This window comes from Williamsia sp. Y712 (assembly GCF_059445525.1).
Genome location: NZ_JCAIUN010000002.1, coordinates 79,917 through 99,879, shown reverse-complemented (window position 1 = coordinate 99,879; position 19,963 = coordinate 79,917). Strand labels below are relative to the sequence as shown.

Genomic DNA, 19,963 nt, shown 5'->3' with positions numbered 1-19,963 from the left:
ATCGGTGCGATTGAAAGGCCGGGTGTCGACAAGTCCGGCGTCACCAAGCATCAGGACTACGAGCAGGCAGGATTCGGCGGCTCACTCGGTTGGGGCCGCCGTCCGGCACTGGTGATGATCGACATGCTGGAGGCCTATTTCCGGCCGGGATCACCACTGTGCCTGCCTGATCCGACCGTCATCGAGCGGGCTTCGACATTGGTGGAAGCCGCCAGAGCTGCCGGCATCCTCGTTGTCCACACCCGGGTCGAATATGCCCCCGGGCTTGCGGACGGAGGACTGTTCACCAAGAAGGTCGCGGCCCTGCGGTTCCTCGAGGCCGATCATCCAGATGGGTTGGGCACCTTTGTGCCACAGCTGATACCGATCGCGGGTGAGATCGTTGTTGTCAAGCAGTACGCGTCGGCCTTTTTCGGGACCTCGTTGGCGTCAACGCTGACGGCCAACGGTGTTGACACAGTTCTCATTTCCGGGGTGTCCACTTCGGGGTGTGTACGTGCCAGCGCCACCGACGCGATGCAACACGGATTCATACCGAAGGTGGTGAACGAGGCCTGCGGCGACCGGAGCCAGGAAATCCACGATTCCAACCTCTTTGACGTCGGTGCGAAATACGCCGACATCATCGATCTGGACACCGCGATCACGATCCTGGGTTCGCTGACGCCCTGATCTTTCGCCATATCCGGTTTCGATCTGCACAACGGATCGTAAACAGTTGACGCCCGAGTTTTCCAAGCGCACATCCTGCCGGGAAAACTCGGGCGTGACCGCGTTCATGGGACACCCTCAAACCTCAAGCCGGATCTTGGGCACGCATTCGGTATGCCTCGAGCAAACGCACTCCGGTATCCGCATCGTCGACCACAACGATCTGGCGACCGCCATCAACCCGGTCGACGAGGATTCCATCACCGGACTTGAGGACGAACCCTTTGGCGCCCTTCAGGTCCCCACGAAATCCGAATCGATAGCCATATCCGCCGAAGTCCTTGATCGCGCTGACCTTGACAGTGCGGACGGCGGCGATCTCCGATGCCGGGATGATGATCTCGGGCCAGCCGACAACACTTCTGACATGCAGGCCCGCCTGGTCGACCGTCACCCGCATCCCGTACATCAGCACCGCAACGATTGCGACGGCCACTGACATAACCACGAACAACCACTGCCCGGACAACACCGCGACCAGCAGGCACATCATCACGCCGGACACCATGAGTACCAGTGGGATTCCGCCACTGAGTACCGTCCTTGTCCACACCACACGTTCGGTCGGCTCGATCCTCATCGGAACAGTGGAGCGATCCAGATCTACCGGCATCGTCCACCTCGGCACCAATCGATGCACCACAATCGCACACGCAGCACCCACAGCCAACGCGAGAACCAGTGACCACCAGGGTAGTTCGACCGCGGATACGTCGACCTTGTCACGCTGGACGCCGGTGGCCGCCAGCGTCAACGTCGCGATGAAACCTGCCAGCGCGGCGACACCACTGACGACTTGCGCGCACACCGTGTATTCCCGAAACGCCGTGGCCGCCACCACCGCTACCACCATCAGCGCGATCCCCACAATGATCAGCGTCCACATCAGGCCGGACACAGATGTGAAGCCATCCGGCTCGCCACCGGAACCCCAGTGGGTCGCGACCTGTTCGGGCAGATCATCTCGCCAGCTGCTGAGCAGCATCGTCGAAACCAGCGTTGAGATGACCGGAATCGTCACCGCCACGCCCAGCAACGACGCCAGCGGTCGCTTCGTTTCACCTGTAGGCGAACCCATTTCAGTATCCTTCCCGAACCATTGCAGCCAGATCCTCGCCACCGAGCCCCAGCTTCCGAGCGGCGGCGTACACGGCCTCGATCGCCGACCTCAGGTCGACTTCGTCCGGCACCGCGGTGTGCGTGACGACCGCACCTCGGCCCCTACGGAGTTCGACCAAACCCTGGTCGCGTAACTCCTGGTAGCCGCGCAGCACGGTGTGCACATTCACCCCGAGCGACTCGGCCAGATCGCGCGCTCCTGGAAGTCGCTCCCCCGCAACCACTTCGCCGCGGACGATTGCACCTCTGATCGCGGCAGCGAGTTGCTCATAGAGCGCCTGTGGCGCTGCCGGATCCACGCGTATCAGCACACGACCACCTTATAGTTCTAGTTGAACTAGAACAAGTCCATTCGGCGGTGGCCAGAGTTCACCACCCGTTTTCGCCGACGAACTCGCTCAGTGGACGACCTGTCGCCCACCCCTCGATCTCGAGAACCGGGCGATGCGGAAAGTCGGGAACAGGCCCCAGACACAACACCGCCACCGGTTCGGCACCGGCAGGCAGTGACACGATCTCGGCGAGCACCTGCTGTTCGAACAACGACACCCAGCCCATACCGAGTCCTTCGGAACGCGCTGCAAGCCAGAGATTTTGGATTGCGCACGACACCGAGGCCAAATCCATCTGCGGCATGGTTCGACGACCGAACACGTGACGCTCCCGGCCATCACGCAGCGCAACAACAAACAGTTCTGCGCACTCGAGGATGCCTTCGACTTTGAGTGCCATGAACTCATCGGCCCTCTCGCCGAGCGCGTGTGCGGTGCGCCGGCGTTCGTCATCGACGTGACTGTGAATCTGCTTCCGCAGGAGCGGATCAGTGATCCGAATGAAACGCCAGGGCTGCATCAGACCCACATTGGGCGCGGCGTGGGCCGCCTGCAGCAATCGCTCGAGTACCTCGACCGGTACGTTCGCACCGGCAACGAAGGTGCGCATGTCGCGTCGTTCGGCTATGGCGCGATAGACTGCCGCGCGCTCGGTGTCGGTGAACGAATGATCTTCCATCACAGGTCGAATGCCTCTCGGAGAATCGGAATGAATGCCTGCACCGCGGGGCTCGTCGGCGCGGACCAGACCGCGGACAAGTGTGCCGGGACGTCGACACCCACGATCGGGACCACTTGCACCCGTCCCCGATTATCCGCACTCATCGACTCGCTCAGGATTCCGACCCCGAGCCCCCGGGCCGCACACTCCAGCACAGCGTCCCCGGCGCTGGCCTCGATCACCACCATGGGCGAGAAAGCGGCTGCAGTGCAGGCGATGTCCAGCACCGACCGCAGGCCGGTTCCCACCGGCATCGCCACCAAGGGCTCACCCGCCAGATCGGTCACTGCGATGCGCTTTCGATCTGACAGGTGATGCCCGGGCGGCACCAACGCCACAAGTCCCTCACTTACGATCACGGATGCCTGCAATTCGTCGCCGACCGGACCCGCGGTGCCGACAATGGCGACGTCCAACATGCCATTTCGGACGTCGTCCACCAACATGTTTGAATTGGCCTCCTGGACAGCTATTTCGATGCCCGAGTAGGAACTGCGGAACTTCTCGATCGCGGAGAACAGCGGTGTGATCGTGCAGCCGACCACCATCCCGATCGACAACCGACCCCGCAAGAGCCCGCTCACGTCATCCACCGCCTGACCCACTGCGCCGACCGCAGCAAGAGCCGTACGTGCTGGGCCGAGCGCGGCCTCACCCGCGGGGGTCAGCCGGGCGACCCGGCTGGACCGATCGAACAACTGCGCACCGAGTTCTCGTTCGAGTTGCCGGATCTGGGCACTCACGCCCGACTGGCTGATCCGTACGCGCTCGGCCGCACGCGTGAAGTTTGCCTCCTCGGAGACGGCGATGAAGTACTCCAACTGCCTCAGTTCCATAACTCCAGATTCTAGTATGTGGCAGAACAATCTATTGGACTTCTCACAGGAGTCGGGCGAGGCTGGAATCACACCAACGAAAGGATGAACAATGTCACCCCGAGAGACCGCGCAGCGTCCCGAAGACCTGACTCGACTGTTTGTGGAGCGATCCAATGCCGGCGACGCCGAGGGTGTTGCCATGCTCTACGAGGAGAACGCGGTGATGGCGTATCCGCCCGGCGGGCAAACGGTGGGACGCGCAGCGATCCAAGAACTGTGGTCGCAGGTCCTGTCCCATCGCCCACAATTCCACCCAGAAGAACCCCTTCCGACGCTGGTCAGCGGCAACATCGCCCTGACCTCGACCCCACCGCGAGACGGGGCCGGAGCCCGCGCCCAGGTGGCGCGCAGGCAAGCCGACGGAAGCTGGCTGCGACTGCTCGACCAACCCGAGTTCGTCAACCCGAGTTCGTAAGAGCGGAGGGTTGACCCGTCGAAACCGGCACGGGAGGCCCCGGTAGCGTTGTGTCCATGTTGCGCACCACCATCGAGATCGAGGCCGGACACGGCGTTGCGGAAGCCTATGTAACCCGACCGGATGAGAATTCTCATCCCGGCGTCCTCTTGTATATGGATGCCTTCGGTCTTCGCCCGCGCATCTACGAGATGGCCGACCGAATTGCCGGCTGGGGTTTTGTCGTCATGGCCCCCAACGCCTTCTACCGCCACGGCACCATCGAGGACCTCGCTGTGCAGGGCGATCTGAGCGATCCCGCCTACCGTGATGAGTTCATGTCCGGCGCGATGGGCCGAGTACGTTCCTTGGGCTCGGGCCTGGCGACCGCGGACGTCGGCGAGTACGTTGATCGCCTGCTCGAGCTGCCGGACGTCAGCGGCGACGGGATCGGTGTCACCGGATATTGCATGGGTGCGGCCTTGGCGTTGCGTACCGCCGGTGCGCGACCGGATCAAGTCAAGGCTGCTGCCGGGTTCCATGGGGGCAATCTTGTGACCGACGCCGTCGACAGCCCACATATCGTGGCCAAGAGCGCGCGGGCGCGCCTGTACCTCGGGCACGCCGACAATGACCGGTCGATGCCTGCCGAAAAGATCGAGATCCTGGAACGCGCATTCGACGCAGCGGGTCTGCTGTACACCTCCGAGGTGTATCCGGATGCGCCCCACGGCTTCACGATGTCGGACATCCCTTCCTATCGTGCCGATGCCGACGAACGCCACTTCAACACCCTCGAGAGTCTCTTCCGGGAGAACCTCACCCCCTGACCCGCAAAAGCACAAATTGCAGTCATAAGCACACGTTGCTACGTGTGTTTATGACTGCAATTTGTGCTTTTGTCGCCGGCAACAACAAGAATGGGTAGATGCCAACGCTGCTGCACATCGATTCCTCCGCCAATCCGAAGACATCGGTCTCCCGCGACCTGACCGGACTGTTCGCCACAACGTGGCTCGAGGGCGGCGAGGGCCGCACCGTGACGTATCGAGATCTGCACGCCGATCCGGTACCGCATATCTCCGATGCCGGCCTGCATTACGCGCCGCGGCTCCGGGTTGATGTCGAGGATGTGGCGCCGGAAGCCGAAACGTTGCAGGCCGAACTGATCGCCGAGGTAGCCACCGCAGATGCGGTGGTCATCGGCGCACCGATGTACAACTGGTCCATTCCGTCCACCCTCAAAGCCTGGATCGACCACATCCACGTTCTGGGAACCACCGCACCGTACGACACACCCGATCAGCCATTCGCCGGGATCCCGGTGGTCATCATCTCCTCACGTGGCCTGGCATATGGTCCCGGCGCCAAAGACGAAGGCCTCGACCACACCGTGCCCCCGCTGGTACAGGTCTTGGGTACGGCTCTGGGCATGAAAGTCGATGTGGTGACTTCCGATCTGACGCTCGTCGGACGGATCCCGGCTCTGGATCCGTTCACCGAGCAGGCCACCACCTCCACGGCGGCCGCCCGCGACAGAGTTGTCGAACTCGCACAACAGATTTGAGCGGCGGCGACCCAGGAATCGTTTATGGAGCCCGCGCATCGCCGTCTTGATGCGGCCTGCGTCACCGGGTAGCGACTCGCAGAGTCGCTACCCGGTCACGGCCTCTAGTTTATGTCGGCCATGGTTTTGCCGACATCAGCGAGTGTCATCGCCTTGCCATAGTCTTTCTGGTACTTGTAGGCCGGAATGTTGCAGCGATACGGACCGTTGTCAGGTTGGAAATCGGCGGCTATCCAGCCGTCCGGCGTCACCTGCTCGACGTTGAAGCAGGGCGACGGCGCGGCGCCCGGTGTCAAATCGACCGGTGCCGTGAGCCCACCACCTGTCCACGCCGATTCTTGGATGGCAGCGTCGTAGGTGCACGTCCGCGTCAGATCATCCCCGCAACTTGCCGCCGACTTGGCGAACAGCAGCCACGCAGAGAATGCTCGGATCGACGGCAACGTCAATTCTGCGTCCGGCGCATATTGCTTGTAGAGGTCATGGATCTGCTGCATCGCCGGCACCTCATCCGAACTCTCCAACGGCGCAACTCCGCCGAGTTCGACCACATTGTTCTGCTCGCCGGCAGACGTGCCCAATGCCTCGATGAACGAGTCGTTGTACGCGTTGTTTCCCGGATTGATCCAATCGAGCTTGTAATCCATGTCGGTGAGCGCACTTTCGAGCTTCGCCAACTGCTCCGGCACCCCGTAGAAGAACAGACCCTTCACGCCCTTGTTCTTGATGGTCTGCGCATAGGGCGTCCAGTCGGCGATCCCTGTCGGGGGATATGAATCGCGATAGATCACGGTGCCCCCCGCCGCAGTCAGGGCTTCTTCTGACTGATCGCCCGTGGTTTTCACAACCGGCGAATCTCCGCTGATGATCCCGATCGCTCCAGCAGATTCAGGATAGGCATCTTGGATGAGCCACTCTCCCATTCCGTAGAACGGGTCGTAGCCGGCGACCCGACTCGGCGATGCGCTGACCTCCAGGTCTGAGCCCACGGACTGTGGTTGGGCCACCTGAGCCGGGAAGCTCGGCAACCCGCACCCAAGACGTTCCTTGACGCCCAGCCCATCGAACGCATGACCTCCGCCGACCAGGGCGAAGTCCTCACGGCAAGCCGTCACCATCTGCTGGCGCACTTGCAGCAGATTCGAATCGCGGGTGGTCGCGACGATCTTGCGACCGTTGATTCCGCCCTGCTCGTTGCACCATGACGTGAAGACCTTCGCCGCATCCGGAAATTCGGAAACCTTGGTGAAGCCGATGTCCGATGCTACACCGACATGGATCTCGGTGCCGGTAACCCCTTGTGCAGGAGAACCTTTCGGCGATCCGGTGCCGCAGATCTCACCCAGGTCACCGAATGCGGTTGCTGAGGCCTCTCCAGACGCGGACGTACCGCCGCCGCCGCCGTCGTTCTTGTCACCACTGTCGCCACTACGGCTACTACAGCCGGCGACGATCAGCGCAACGGCCATCAAAGCGATGACCGAGTGGTGTGATTTCAACTTGCTCCTCCTATGTCGAAAGGGCACATCTGCAAGGCTGTGCCATTGAATCTGCATACCGACCGCGGAGTTCCTGCGCCGCGTCGCCAATGGATCAGTCGGAGCCTGCGGCGACTACCGTCGCGACCCGCTCATGAGATAGGTGTGAACTCGAGGTGCAACTCGGTCAGACCGCGCAGGATGTAGGTCGGCTCATAGGAGAAGCGGCGGTTGTCCACCGGACCATGCTCGGTCTCGGAGATCCTGATGTCACCCATCCGTGAAAGCATGCGCTCGAGGCTGATTCGGCCCTCGGCGCGAGCGAGCGGTCCACCAGGGCACGAGTGGACTCCACGCCCGAACGCGACGTGCTCACGAACATTCGGGCGATCGATCTTGAACTGATTGGGGTCTTCGAAACGACGGGGATCGCGGTTGGCCGCGCCCAGTACGGACATCACCGTGGTCCCGGCGGCAATCTCGACGTCACCGAGTGTCGTGCTGGTGCGAGCAAGTCGAAAGTCACTCTTGACCGGGCTTTCCAACCGGAGGGTCTCTTCGAGGAACAGCGTGATGCGGCTCCGGTCCTCGCGGAGCAACTGCTGCAGGTCCGGACGCTCGGCGGCAACCTTGAGCGCGGCGCTGATCAGCTTGACGGTGGTTTCCTGACCGGCGGCGAACAGAAAGGTCGCCGAACGCACGACGTCGATGACCTCGGGAGTTGAACCGTCTGGATATTTGGCGTTGGCGAGGCCGGTGAGTACGTCATCGCGAGGCTCGCGGCGGCGATCTTCGATGTACGTTGTGAAACGGTCATCGAGAAACGCGAGCGGGTTGTGCATCAGCGGTTCGTTTTCCAACGTGCCTGGGCGCGAACCTTTTCGGGGTGCGCCGAGCACATCACGGAAGATCTCATGGTCCTCTGACGGAACACCGAGCAGGTCAGCTATCACCAACAGCGAGAACGGCTTTGCGTACTCCTCGATCAACTCGCATTTACCCTTGTCAACAATCTCGTCGAGATGACTATCCGCGAGGCGCCACATGAACTCCTCATTTTCCTTGAGTCGCTTGGGAGTCAACAGACGATTGAGGAGCCCTCGAGCGCGCGTGTGCTCCGGAGCGTCCATCGTGACCATGTGTTCGCTCAGCGGCATCTGGTCACGGAACTCCAAGATCTGAGCGCCGATGTCGTCACCTTCCGGTACGAAAGGAAGTGGAGGAAAGGGTCCCGACACCGAGTTGCAGGCCGAGTAGGTTTCCGTATCCCGGTAGACCTCGACCACTTCCTCGAGGCCGGTCACCGTGACCACATCGTGAACCGGTTCGTGCTGAACGGGGCATTTCGACCGCAAGTGGTCGTAGTAGGGGTACGGATCATCGACAATCGAAGCGTTGGTGAAGTAGTCGATCGAGTCGAAGTCGCTCATGGAATCTCCCGGGATCATTGGGCTCGCCTGATGGCACTATCCCCTGCGGTCGTGTGCATTGCCGACGCCGGCAGATCGCGTCGCGAAGAGGGCTCCGCTCGCCTGACCTGGGCATATGGCGCAAGGTGTGACGAGCATAACCCCAAGACTCGATTATGTACACGAAACCGGATATTAAAATCTCAGCACCGATCAGCCGGTCCCACCGGCTCGCCATTCGTGGTGACCAAGCCCCGCGAGGGCTCAGCGGGGCAGCATGCCATATAGAAACAGCGTGACCGCGTGCTGAAGGCGCAGTTCCTCTTCCTCGGGTGAGCGGAAGACCCCGAAGTCGGCCAGCCGACCGGGCAAGACCACAACGATGGCAAGAAACTGCTCCGCCGCCAGTTCGACATCGGCGATCACGAGACCCTGTCGACTCTGGTGACGGCGTAGAGCGTCAGCGACAGCCCGATGTTGGGCTGACCACGCCATCGATTCTGGTTTGACATCGAACTCGGGAAACCGGGAAGTCTCGTACATCGCCAGCCGCATGAGTTGCGTAGTCCGCGGATCCACGGCGCGGGCAATCGCCCCGCGACCGATCGCGATGAGCGATGCGGCCACGTCGTCCCCCTCGGGTTCGTGGACCACGTCTTGCTCATCAAGACGCGAAAGCGCCCATGGAATCACCGTGACAAAGAGTTCGTGCTTGTCCGCATAACGGGCGTAAAGCGTCCGCTTCGTGATCCCCGCAGCGCGCGCGATCGCTTCCATCGTGGTGCCGTCGTACCCGTGCTGAAGGAAGGTTGCAACCGCAGCTTCGCGCAACTGCTGGTCCAGCTCCTTGGCCTCGGCATGGGTCGGCCGTCCTCGACGTGTTGTCATCTGTTCAAAAATAGCGCGGATTACCGCTTCGACGTGCATCGACACGTCTACCACCGCCAGGACCGGAGACCCGATTTTCTCAATAAGTATACGTCTGTGGTGCCAATACGGTTAAGTGCAGTCCACCGACAGTCCACAACTAAAGGGGAAATCAGATGGCCACATCGCTCGATACGGGGTCGGCCCTCACGAGGTTGACCAGCATGGTGGATGCGAACGAATGTTACGACGTTCCCGCAGCCGAGTTGTTACCTCTTCAGCTGGAGGCGGCAAACGAGTTGTTTCAGGATCGGCTCGGACGAATCCGACTGCTGCAGAACCGCGCTGACGAGGCCGGCATCACTGAGGTGAAGACGCAGGAAGACCTCGTCCCGCTACTGTTCGCACACACCGCCTACAAGAGCTATCCCGAGGGGTGGCTTGTGGAACAGAAGTGGGACAGGCTCAGCAGGTGGCTCGAAACCATATCCACCAACCCGGTGGAAAATGTTGATCTAGAAGACGTTTCGGATATCGACGAATGGCTCGGCAGGTTGGAACGTGCCGGGCATTTTCTGTGCTGTTCCAGTGGTACCACCGGCAAGTCGGCGATGATGAACTCTTCACAAGCGGACCTCGAATGGAACCGGCGTGAGGCGATTCGCTCGTTCGCCTGGGGTTCGGGTTCAACGCCGGGCGACGGCCGCAAGCTGTATGGCCTGGCTCCGACAGCGACAGCGCCGCGCAATCTCACGATCCGTGATGCGCTCATCGATGGCTTCACGTCCCCGGACTCCGAGCCCTTCCTGTATCCGGTCCCGCCGATCACGATCGGCCAGATCACCAGCATGGTGACCTTGCGCAAAGCGATGGCAGACGGCACCGCGCGGCCCGCGGACATGGCCAGGTTCGAGGCAACCTCCGCCGCGCGTCAGCAGATCATGGAACAGGCGTTGACGATCTCGGCCGAAGCCCTTGTGATCGGCCGCAACGAGAAGATGCTCCTTTCGGGAATGTTTGCCTCGCTCTATCCGATCGCAGCGGCAGTACGCGAAATGGGATTCGGCGGCAACGACTTTCATCCAGAGAACACCATCTACATCGGCGGCGGGCTCAAAGGGGCAAACCTCCCACCCGACTACTTCGAATACATCATGGAGACCTTCAACCTCGCAGATGAGCGCGTGTTCCAGATGTACGGCATGCAGGAGATCAACGCGGCCATGCCACGCTGCAGCGCCAAGCGCTATCACGTCCCGCCATGGTTGATGCTGCTACTCCTTGATGAGACGGGTGAAAATCTCCTTCCGTCGTCGACCGGAGAAATCGAAGGGCGCGCAGCGTTTTTCGACCTGTCCCTCGATGGTCGCTGGAACGGTGTCATCTCAGGCGACAAGATCGTCGCAGACTACAACCCCTGCGCCTGCGGGAACCGCAGCCCCTCCATCCGCGACAACATCAGCCGATACTCCGATCTGCCCGGCGGCGACAAGATCAGCTGCTCCGGCACCACCGACGCCTATGTTCGGGGGATTTCATGAGTATCGACCTCAATTCTCAGCCGACCGATCAAGAACCTGCTGTCGCCGCACACTTCTTTATTCGCGGCAAACTCGTCACCGACGCCTCGGTCCGGCACCGGTCACGCGACCTCGGCGTCGACTTCACCACGCCCGAAATCGATTTGGACCAGCTGATCCAACCGCGTTCGGAACTTCCGCCTCTGCTCGACGTGAAGGTCGACGACATCATCGATTTCCTGGTCGAGACCGGCGAACAACTTGCGCTGGAACGTAACCCGTATATGCAGGAAGCACTCGAACGCGTCGTGGAGACCAATCCACTACCACGTCGCGTGGTCGAAAACCTGTACCGCGGTGCGCCGTATCTACTCGAACGGGGCATGCTCACCTCGATGATCGAGTCGAACTTCGCAAACCCCGCCGCCCTCGACGGCTGGGTTTCACGGACCGACATCCACGGCAACTCCGGAGCGATCCGCGCGTTCCCACCACGCATGGTCCACATGCTGGCAGGTAATTCGCCGGCGGGCTGCATCTCCTCGATTGCCCAGGGCGCGTTGGTCAAGGCGGTCAACCTCTTCAAGATGCCATCGAGCGACCCGTTCACCACCGTCGCCGTACTGCGCACCATGGCCGACATTGATCCCGACCACCCGGTTGTGCGCTCGATGTCAGCCATCTACTGGCGCGGTGGCGACGAAACCATCGAACGAACCCTGTACCGCCCGCAGTACTTCGACAAGATCGCAGCCTGGGGCGGCGGACCGGCCATCGACAACGTCATCCGCTACCTCGGACCAGGTCTGCAACTCGTGTCGTTCGACCCCAAGACGTCGATCTCGATGCTCGGCAAAGAAGCCTTCACCGACCAGGCGACCATCGAAGCGGTGGCCGAACAGACTGCCGAAGACGCCACACTGTTCAACCAGGAAGCCTGCCTCGCGAGCCGATTCGTGTATGCCGAAGGCGACCGCAAAGGCATCGAAGAATACTGCGCGAAGCTCGTTGAACGCCTGGGTGTCGACCGCGAGACCGCCTCTGCCACAGCACCACCAATCCCTTCCGAGATGCGCGAAGAGATCGAAATGCTTCAGATGATGGGCGGCGAATACAAAGTGTGGGGCACCTTCGACGGAGCCGGCATGGTCGTGCTCTCCGATGAGCGAGTCTCCTTTCACCCCAGCGGCAAGACCATCAATGTCGTCCACGTCGAATCACTCGATGCTGCAGTTCCGTTCGTCAATGTCGCGACACAGACGATCGGTATCTACCCCTACGAACGCAAAACCGCGCTGCGCGATCGACTCGCCTGCGCCGGCGCGCAACGCGTCGTCCGTCTGGGGTCCGCGGCCAAACACGTCCTCGGAAGCCCCCACGACGCCATGTACTCGCTTCAGCGCTTCGTGCACTGGATGTCCGACGAAGACGCCTGACCAAGATCAGCAGTTGCTGGGGCCTCCCAGGTAGAGCGCTCAGCTCGTCCCTCAGTCGAGCTGGGCACTCCTCTACCGCCAGATCTGAAAGAAGAAGCATCCCAATGAGTAGTCGATGGACCGCGACCGAAGTACCTGACCAAAGCGGCCGCGTCGCGATCATCACCGGCGGCGGCGGGGGTCTCGGATACCAGACCGCACTTGTACTCGCGGGCAGCGGAGCACACGTGGTCCTCGCCGTGCGCGATACGACCAAGGGCAAGGAAGCCGCCGAACGGATCCTCACATCCCACCCCCACGCGAAAGTCTCTGTCCAGGAACTGGATCTGGCATCACAGCAATCAGTCAGAGACGCCGCGGCCGTGCTCGGATCCATGCACCCCCGCATCGATCTGTTGATCAACAATGCCGGGGTGATGTTCACTCCCAAGACCGTCACCGAAGATGGCTACGAATTGCAATTCGCCACCAACCATCTCGGACATTTCGCGCTGACCGGGCTCCTCCTCGACCACCTGCTACCTGTCGAGGGATCACGAGTCATAACGGTCACTAGCCTGGGCCATAAGGTCCGGGCCGGCGTCAATTTCGCAGACCTGCACTCCGAACACAGCTACTCCCCGGCAGCAGCCTACGCACAGTCGAAATTGGCCAACCTCTTGTTCACCTACGAACTCGACAAACGACTCGCGGCCGCGGACACCACCACCATCGCCGTCGCGGCCCACCCTGGCGGCGCGAATACCAATTTGACCCGACACACTCCCGCGAAGCTCCGCTGGGCTCAGGACCTGGCCGCGAAGTTCCTTTTCCAGTCCGCAGACATGGGGGCCTTACCGATCCTGCGCGCCTCGACCGACCCTGGCGTGCTGGGGGCCCAGTACTACGGACCCGGTGGCTTCATGGAACAACGCGGCAATCCTGTGCTGGTCACGTCCAGCCCAAAGTCTCATCAAGTGGACGTCCAGCAGCGGCTATGGACAGTCTCGGAGGAGTTGACCGGGGTCGCCTTTCCGATCTGAGACACTCCCCAGCTCAGAACACTGCCGGTCACCGGCCGGGCAACAGAGAACGGACCGCATCGATCGAATCGGCCTGCGCCGCAGTCTTGTCCGGTCGATAGCGGAGAACTCTGGCGAATCTGAGCGCCACCCCACCCGGGTAGCGCGAACTGACCTGCACACCATCGAGTTCGATCTCGACAACCAGTGCCGGCGTCAGGTACACCGTGTGGTCGTCGCGGTTGCGTTCGTGTTTCGGGAATTCGTCTGTCTGCCAACGCAACAGTTCGTCGGTCAAACCCTTGAACGTCTTGCCGACCATGATCGGGTCGCCGCCGTCGGGATCCCTCGCACCCAGATGCAGGTTGGACAGAAAGCCCGTCCGGCGGCCGTATCCCCATTCGGCACCGATCACCACCAGGTCCAACGTGTGCTCAGGCTTGACCTTCTGCCAGGTCTTGCCGCGTCGCCCGGCCGCGTACACCGAGTCGAGGGCCTTGATCATGATGCCCTCGTGGCCGGCCGCGAGCGCGGCGTCGAGGTGCATCTCGGTCGCGGCGAGATCCGGGGCGACCAGTGATGGGATGCGATGCTCGGACGCAACGCGGTCCAGTGCATCCAGACGACGGGACAGGGGTTCATCGAGCAGGTCGACGCCGTCGAGATGGAGACAGTCGAAGAAGTAGGGGTGCAGTAGGAGTTCACGTTTGGACGTGGCACCGAACCGGCTCATCGTCTCCTGAAATGGGCGTGGGCGGCCGGAGTCGTTCAACGCCAGCGTTTCACCGTCGAGAACCACGGATTCGCACGGCAATTCGCGAATCAGGTCGACCAGCTCAGGCACTCGATCGGTGATGTCGTTGAGTGTGCGGGTATAGATGGCGACCTCATCGCCCTTGCGATGCACCTGAATACGGGCACCGTCGAGCTTGTATTCGACACTCACCGCACCACCGAGCGCAGTGTGGGCATCGGCAAGTGAGGTGGCCGGGGACGCCAGCATGGGTCGCACCGGACGACCCACGCTCAAGGCGAACTCCCCCAGCGCTTGCGCCCCACCGCTGATCGCGGCGACAGCTGTCACCGCCAGATCACCGGACAGCATGAATGCACGCCGGACCACGTCGACAGGCAGGTCGGCCGCGACCGCAATCGCATCGGTCATCACCCCTTCGCCCGCGCCCTGCCTCATATCGCCGGTGAGTAGACGGATGAGGAATGTCTGTTCATCGTCCGTGGACGCGGACATCAGCCGCGTGAGCAGTTCTTTGCGCCGGGCCACAGACCCTGCACCGGACGTCTGGGCCAGTTCGGTCAAGAGCTGGTTGACCTCTGCGACGGTCCACGCGGAATCCGCCGCAGGCTCGGTTCGCGCGTCGGCCAGGGTGCGCCATCCGATACCCAGACGTCCCTGCGGCACTTCGCCCGACAACCACGACACCACGGCGGGGACATCGTCGGGCGCACACGCCTTGATCAGCGCCGCAAGTGCGGCCGACTTGGTCTTCCGCGACCGGGTACCGGCCACAGCCGCACTCGTGGACACAACCTCTGCAAGCAACACACCACCACGGTAGCGATCAGCACCGACACCCGATTGCGGGTCGCTCAGCTCGCCGACATGACCTCGGCGGCGGCGGACTGTCGTGGCTGCCATCCCGGCGGACCGAAGACGTACCCGAATTTGTCCCGCCACCGCGCCGCACGCCGGACATCGCCGGCGATCGCGACGTACTCGCGCGTCTCCAGTCGCCAGATGTTGTATGTGTCCACCGGCTTGGTGAGCCCGTAGTGCGGACGATGCAGTTCCTTCTGGAAAGTCCCGAACATGCGATCCCAGATGATCAGGATGCCTCCGTAATTCTTGTCGAGGTATTCCTGATCGCGGCCGTGGTGGACGCGGTGATGGGACGGGGTGTTGAAGATGAACTCAACCAGGCGACCGAGGTGCCCGATGCGTTCGGTGTGAATCCAGAACTGGTACACCAGACTCACCGAGAACGCGAAGAAGACCATCCACGGCGGCACACCCAAGAGCGGCAAAGGCAACCACATGACGATCTCGCCGCTGTTGTTCCACTTCTGCCGCAGGGCCGTCGAAAGGTTGTAGTACTCGCTGGAGTGGTGCGCCTGGTGTGTGGCCCAGATCAGCCGAATCCGATGAGCGCAGCGGTGATAGACGTAATAGAGCACATCAACGCCGACCAGTGCGATGACCCACGTGTACCACTGGTCGGCGGACAACTGCCAGGGCGCCACGTAGGCGAACAGTGCGGCGTAGACCAGTAGGGCAAGTGCCTTCCACAGCGCGGTGGTGACGATGGAGACCAGGCCCATCGAAATACTGGCTCGCGCATCAGCCCTCAGATAGGCGCCGGGACCTGGTCGATCAGCAACAGTCACATCCTCGGAGACAGCGGCTTGATGTGCCCCTTCGGGGACAGCGGCCTCCCGGTGTTCAAGGATGCGGGCTGCTGCGATCTCGAGCAGCAGAAACAAGATGAAGAACGGGATCGCCAGGGCCACCGGATCACGCAACGGCTCAGGTAATGCCGTCAACACCGGCACTGCGGTGTCCATACTGGTCCCCTTCTCAACTGGTCAGACCCAGATTCACCTCTTGACGTTACACTGTGATCCAGGGTGTAACTCTTGATTGGTACGTGAGCGTACAGGACCCCTGAGCTGTGTTGGCATCATGTACGAGTGAGCATTCGCCTGGTGGCAACCGACCTCGATGGAACACTTCTCAACTCCGACCGAGCGGTGAGCGCGAGAACGGCGTCGGCGATGGCCGCGGCAGCCGAGACGGGCATCATCGTGGTGTGGGCGACCGCCCGTGCGCAGCACTCGGTCCACACGTTGGCGGCCTCCTGCGGCTTCCGCGGATTCGCGGTGGCGGCCAACGGCGCGGTCCTCCTCGACCTCGCCGACGGCACCCCGAAAGTCATCGACGTACAACCATTACCGGTACACATCGCGCACGACACGATGTCGCGGGTGCGGGCGCTGGTCCCCGGAACGGTCTTCGCTTCCGTCGGACCCACCAGGTTTGTTGCCGATCCCGATTACGCGGCGTTGTGCGAGTTCACCGATCATCATCGCGACCCGGCGACGATGGAGCTGTCTGATTCGTCCGTGCTCGACACCGAACCGATCGTGAAAATCGTCGCCCGACATCCCGAGGTGACCAGTGAACACTTGTTCCGCACGGTCGCCGCGGCAGGCATGCCGCAGGTGACCCCCACCCATTCCGGCGCCCCGTATCTCGAGATGGCAGCCGACGGTGTCTCGAAGGCCACCGGACTGTCGCGCCTGTGCACCCAGTGGGGTATCGATCCGTCCGAAGTCGCCGCCTGTGGCGACGCGATCAACGATCTGCCCATGCTGCACTGGGCCGGGGTCGCACTGTGTCCGGCGAACGCGGCCCCGGACACACTCACAGTTGCCGACGCGGTCTTGCCGAGCAACGACGACGACGGTGTCGCGGTCTACCTCGAATCTCTCGTCGCGGGCCGCTGACGCAGGTCCCGATCGACCCGATAGATCCGGGCACAGATTGTCGGGCGGCAGGTCTACCTGCGCCGCTAGCGTGAATCCCATGGAACGCTGGAATCGCGCAATGGACGCCATCGAAGACAATCTCGGCGGTGTCATCGACGTGTCCGACCTGGCTCGCCTGGCGCTGACCTCCGAGCATCACTTTCGGCGGGTCTTCTCCGCACTCGCCGGAATGTCGTTGTCCGACTACATCCGCCGTCGTCGGCTCACGGTTGCCACTGCAGCTGTGGTTGGCGGCACAGAGTCCGTCATCGACATCGCCGTGCGGTATGGCTACTCGTCCGCCGATGCCTTCACGCGGGCCTTCAAACGGATGCATGGCGTGGGCCCCGTCGAGGCGAGACAACCCGGTACTCGCCTGCGTTCCCAGCCGCGACTGACCTTTCACCTGACAATCGAAGGACGTACAGACATGCAATACCGCCTTGTTCAGAAGGATGCGTTCCGGATCGTCGGACGCAAACGCCGAATCCCGTTGGTGTACTCCGGAGGCAACCCGGCGATCATCGAATTCGAACGCAGCATCCCCGACTCGCTCGACAAGATCCTCACCGAAATCGGCGATCAGGAACCGAACGGAATCGTCTCCGTTTGCACGGACTTCGACGAGACTCGCGCCGAGGGAACGGAAATCGACTACTACCACGCGATTGCCACGAGTCGGCCCGCCCCAGAAGGCCTCGACACCCTTGATGTCGCGGCCGGCCTGTGGGTTGTTTTCGAATCCTCCGGCCCACTTCCCGAGTCCCTGCAACAACTGTGGCCTGCCGCGTACTCAGAGTGGTTTCCCGCCAACCCGTTCCGGCTCATTGATGGGCCCGAGATGGTCAAGGTCGAACTCTCCGACGACAAGCAGACCGGCACCGGGGAATTGTGGCTGCCCATCGAACCAGCCCAGGACCACAGCCCGGCCGCGCTCAGCTGACGAACACACGGCCACCAAGTGCGACCGCCAGATCCGTCGCGGTCGCCAGGTCGACGTCGACCACGTGATAAGCCTTCTCGCCCGAGGCCGTGGTTGCGATGACCGACGCCAAACCGAGCCGTCGTTGAAAGATCGTCTGACACATCGCAACGCCGCTCACGCCACGCAATTGCACAGCGTCGAACCTCCGAAAGAAGTATCCGCGCCTGCTGAACAGGTAGCCATCCTCGATCCGATGGCCGAGACCGGAAAAGTTTCCGATGGCCGCCGGATAGAGCGCCGCAGCAGCCACCACCGGTATGACGAACAGCGCGGGCGGCCAAGACCACAGGTAGACGGCCACGGCCAGCGCGGCCGCAGCGACAACCACGGGCATGAGGTAGCGGAACATGATGCGCCGCTGCGCTGCCCGCGGATGCCGGTGCAGCCAATGATGTCCGAGTCGCTCGTCACTGAGCACCGGCTGCGACAACAAGGTGTTGGCCAACACGATCGGCACGTCGCGGGTGGTCGTCGGCACCAACACCCCCGATTTGGTGTTCTGCTGATCCGCGCTGACACCCGTGAGAATCGGGACGAGCCGAGCCCCTCCGAGAAGTCTGGTCGTCAGTGCCTCGGACACCGTCACGCCACGCAGTCTGGACTGATCGACGGTGAACGAGCGCGTGGTCAGCAATCCTCGGGTGGCCACAAACCGTCCGTGCTGTTCGTACACGAGCGTGTAGTTCCACCAGGCTTCGACAAACAGCGCCGCCGCCCCGACCACACCGATCAGCACGAAGAGCCCGACGGTCGTGAGAAACCACAGCGCGAACGACACCTGCTCGAGGTACTCCGAAAAGTACCAGCCCACAACGGTGTCGGGCCTGCGACCCAGAACCTGCAGGCCCTGGTATGCAAATCCGAAAACCGCGGCCGGAGCAACCAGCGACCACACGCCGACTATTGCGTAGACCATCCACACCCACCGCAACCGCAGTACCACCGGCACAGAATCAACCGATGCCGTCTCGGCGCCACGTGGTTCAGCGCTGTCTGTACCAGCGCCGTAGGTACCGGCGCGGCGCATCCCGGCTGCCCCCAGCAGTTCCGCGCGGAGCGCGGCCGCAACGGATGTACTCACCGCATCCAGACGCAGTGCGGTGTTCCGCGCCGTGACCTGCTCCCCCGTTCCGATGGTGACGATCGCCAGCGACAGCAGACGCAGAACAGGTTTGGCGATGATGTCCACGGTCCGGATCCGGTGCAGCGGGATCCGCTGTGTACGACGGACGAACAGGCCTGAGGTGATCTGGAGTTCCGTGGCGGTCAGCCGATATCGAAATCGCAGGTACTGCAAGATGTAGAAACTCGGCACCAGCACCGCCATCACGGTCAGAACGACAAGCGTGCCTGCGACCGACGGATCACGTTGTCCCAGAACCACCCACCCGAACGCCACCGGAGCGATGAGGATGACCATCCGGATCAACGCTGCGCCGATCATCCCGCTGTCGAGGCGCTGCCAGTCTTCCTCTGCCGGAAACCCTTGGACTGGGACTTCACTCACGTGGCATCTCCGACGGTTCCCTCGGTGGCCACGGTCAGCTCGGCGACCAGGTTGTCGGCAACGTCCTTGTCGAGTCCCTGAATGATGATGTCGCCGTGGGCGGATGCCGTTGTCACCGAGACCTGCGCCAACCCCAGCAGTTGGTGCAGTGGATTGCGTTTGGCCTCCACCGACTGGATCCGCGACAGCGGTGCGACCTTCCACTCCCGTGAGAGCCATCCCGTCTTTGCGTAGACCGCGGTGTTCGTTGCCTCCCAGCGGTGGACCCGGTACCGCAGGATCGGCATCGTCGCCGACCAGCACAGGAGCACCAACCCGACGACGGCGAAGGCGATCAGGAAGCCGGGACGCACAGAGGTCCAGATGATCGCAGGCAGCAGGAGCGCGATCACACTGACGAGCAACCAGAGACCACACTCGATCAACCAGTACAACCGGGCCCGCGGATCGATGCGATTTCGTGGTGCTCGTGGCGCGCGGTCCATGCCGCACAGC

At 62.2% G+C, this 19,963-nt stretch carries 20 protein-coding genes; 9 read left to right on the top strand and 11 right to left on the bottom strand.

All coding sequences use genetic code 11. The annotated features are described in order from the left end of the window. Positions 1-672: an isochorismatase family protein gene (locus tag AC1D75_RS15270; RefSeq protein ID WP_495516892.1), complete on the top strand. Its 672-nt coding sequence runs from the start codon at positions 1-3 to the stop codon at positions 670-672. 124 nt (positions 673-796) lie between these two features. Here the strand turns inward: AC1D75_RS15270 and AC1D75_RS15265 are convergent, their stop codons facing one another. Genes AC1D75_RS15265 through AC1D75_RS15250 form a run of 4 tightly spaced genes read right to left on the bottom strand, consistent with a single transcriptional unit; the run spans position 797 to position 3,719 of the window. Then, positions 797-1,789, bottom strand: coding sequence for a DUF1648 domain-containing protein (locus tag AC1D75_RS15265; RefSeq protein ID WP_495516177.1), 993 nt, complete (start codon positions 1,787-1,789; stop codon positions 797-799). 1 nt (position 1,790) lies between these two features. Next, complete coding sequence (locus AC1D75_RS15260; RefSeq protein WP_495516176.1) at positions 1,791-2,141, bottom strand: GntR family transcriptional regulator; 351 nt, start codon at positions 2,139-2,141, stop codon at positions 1,791-1,793. A 58-nt stretch (positions 2,142-2,199) separates the two neighbouring features. Continuing rightward, positions 2,200-2,841 (bottom strand): 5,6-dimethylbenzimidazole synthase, encoded by a 642-nt coding sequence (bluB, locus tag AC1D75_RS15255; RefSeq protein WP_495516175.1) that lies wholly within the window; start codon positions 2,839-2,841, stop codon positions 2,200-2,202. Beyond that, positions 2,841-3,719 (bottom strand): LysR family transcriptional regulator, encoded by an 879-nt coding sequence (locus AC1D75_RS15250; protein ID WP_495516174.1) that lies wholly within the window; start codon positions 3,717-3,719, stop codon positions 2,841-2,843. The genes bluB and AC1D75_RS15250 overlap by 1 nt, the downstream gene beginning before the upstream one ends. Before the next feature lie 91 nt (positions 3,720-3,810). Here AC1D75_RS15250 and AC1D75_RS15245 point away from each other — a divergent pair, with 91 nt between their 5' ends. The 3 genes from AC1D75_RS15245 (at position 3,811) to AC1D75_RS15235 (ending at position 5,722) form a co-directional block, all read left to right on the top strand. Then, positions 3,811-4,176, top strand: coding sequence for a YybH family protein (locus tag AC1D75_RS15245; protein ID WP_495516173.1), 366 nt, complete (start codon positions 3,811-3,813; stop codon positions 4,174-4,176). Positions 4,177-4,232: 56 nt separating this feature from the next. After that, the gene (locus AC1D75_RS15240; RefSeq protein WP_495516172.1) at positions 4,233-4,985 is read left to right on the top strand and encodes a dienelactone hydrolase family protein; all 753 of its coding nucleotides are present in this window, start codon (positions 4,233-4,235) and stop codon (positions 4,983-4,985) included. Positions 4,986-5,083: 98 nt separating this feature from the next. Continuing rightward, complete coding sequence (locus tag AC1D75_RS15235) at positions 5,084-5,722, top strand: FMN-dependent NADH-azoreductase (RefSeq protein ID WP_495516171.1); 639 nt, start codon at positions 5,084-5,086, stop codon at positions 5,720-5,722. A gap of 104 nt (positions 5,723-5,826) precedes the next feature. Here the strand turns inward: AC1D75_RS15235 and AC1D75_RS15230 are convergent, their stop codons facing one another. From AC1D75_RS15230 to AC1D75_RS15220, 3 genes are all read right to left on the bottom strand, one after another. Then, complete coding sequence (locus AC1D75_RS15230; RefSeq protein ID WP_495516170.1) at positions 5,827-7,221, bottom strand: ABC transporter substrate-binding protein; 1,395 nt, start codon at positions 7,219-7,221, stop codon at positions 5,827-5,829. 131 nt (positions 7,222-7,352) lie between these two features. Continuing rightward, entirely contained in the window at positions 7,353-8,630 is a 1,278-nt protein-coding gene (locus AC1D75_RS15225; protein ID WP_495516169.1) for a cytochrome P450, read from the bottom strand. Positions 8,631-8,873: 243 nt separating this feature from the next. Then, positions 8,874-9,536: a TetR/AcrR family transcriptional regulator gene (locus AC1D75_RS15220; protein WP_495516891.1), complete on the bottom strand. Its 663-nt coding sequence runs from the start codon at positions 9,534-9,536 to the stop codon at positions 8,874-8,876. 116 nt (positions 9,537-9,652) lie between these two features. Between AC1D75_RS15220 and AC1D75_RS15215 the strand changes: the two genes are divergently transcribed. The 3 genes from AC1D75_RS15215 (at position 9,653) to AC1D75_RS15205 (ending at position 13,454) form a co-directional block, all read left to right on the top strand. Then, positions 9,653-11,017, top strand: a complete 1,365-nt coding sequence (locus tag AC1D75_RS15215) for a hypothetical protein (protein WP_495516168.1) — start codon at positions 9,653-9,655, stop codon at positions 11,015-11,017. Continuing rightward, a complete protein-coding gene (locus AC1D75_RS15210) occupies positions 11,014-12,432 on the top strand; it encodes an acyl-CoA reductase (protein ID WP_495516167.1) in 1,419 nt (472 codons plus the stop codon). The genes AC1D75_RS15215 and AC1D75_RS15210 overlap by 4 nt, the downstream gene beginning before the upstream one ends. A gap of 104 nt (positions 12,433-12,536) precedes the next feature. Then, a complete protein-coding gene (locus AC1D75_RS15205; RefSeq protein WP_495516166.1) occupies positions 12,537-13,454 on the top strand; it encodes an SDR family NAD(P)-dependent oxidoreductase in 918 nt (305 codons plus the stop codon). A gap of 28 nt (positions 13,455-13,482) precedes the next feature. On the opposite strand, the gene AC1D75_RS15200 is transcribed toward AC1D75_RS15205, so the two are convergent. Both AC1D75_RS15200 and AC1D75_RS15195 read right to left on the bottom strand, forming a co-directional pair. Next, positions 13,483-14,997, bottom strand: a complete 1,515-nt coding sequence (locus AC1D75_RS15200) for an ATP-dependent DNA ligase (RefSeq protein WP_495516890.1) — start codon at positions 14,995-14,997, stop codon at positions 13,483-13,485. Between the two features lie 44 nt (positions 14,998-15,041). After that, positions 15,042-16,013, bottom strand: a complete 972-nt coding sequence (locus AC1D75_RS15195; protein WP_495516165.1) for a sterol desaturase family protein — start codon at positions 16,011-16,013, stop codon at positions 15,042-15,044. Between the two features lie 126 nt (positions 16,014-16,139). Between AC1D75_RS15195 and AC1D75_RS15190 the strand changes: the two genes are divergently transcribed. Next, on the top strand, positions 16,140-16,955 hold the full coding sequence (locus tag AC1D75_RS15190) for an HAD family hydrolase (RefSeq protein WP_495516164.1): 816 nt from the start codon (positions 16,140-16,142) through the stop codon (positions 16,953-16,955). 79 nt (positions 16,956-17,034) lie between these two features. Continuing rightward, the gene (locus AC1D75_RS15185; RefSeq protein ID WP_495516163.1) at positions 17,035-17,919 is read left to right on the top strand and encodes an AraC family transcriptional regulator; all 885 of its coding nucleotides are present in this window, start codon (positions 17,035-17,037) and stop codon (positions 17,917-17,919) included. On the opposite strand, the gene AC1D75_RS15180 is transcribed toward AC1D75_RS15185, so the two are convergent. Together AC1D75_RS15180 and AC1D75_RS15175 are read right to left on the bottom strand one after the other, a co-directional pair. Next, positions 17,912-19,468: a PH domain-containing protein gene (locus tag AC1D75_RS15180; protein WP_495516162.1), complete on the bottom strand. Its 1,557-nt coding sequence runs from the start codon at positions 19,466-19,468 to the stop codon at positions 17,912-17,914. The two genes, AC1D75_RS15185 and AC1D75_RS15180, sit on opposite strands and share 8 nt — an antisense overlap. Next, on the bottom strand, positions 19,465-19,953 hold the full coding sequence (locus tag AC1D75_RS15175) for a PH domain-containing protein (RefSeq protein WP_495516161.1): 489 nt from the start codon (positions 19,951-19,953) through the stop codon (positions 19,465-19,467). Before AC1D75_RS15175 ends, AC1D75_RS15180 begins: the two co-directional genes overlap by 4 nt. Between the last annotated feature and the right edge of the window lie 10 nt (positions 19,954-19,963).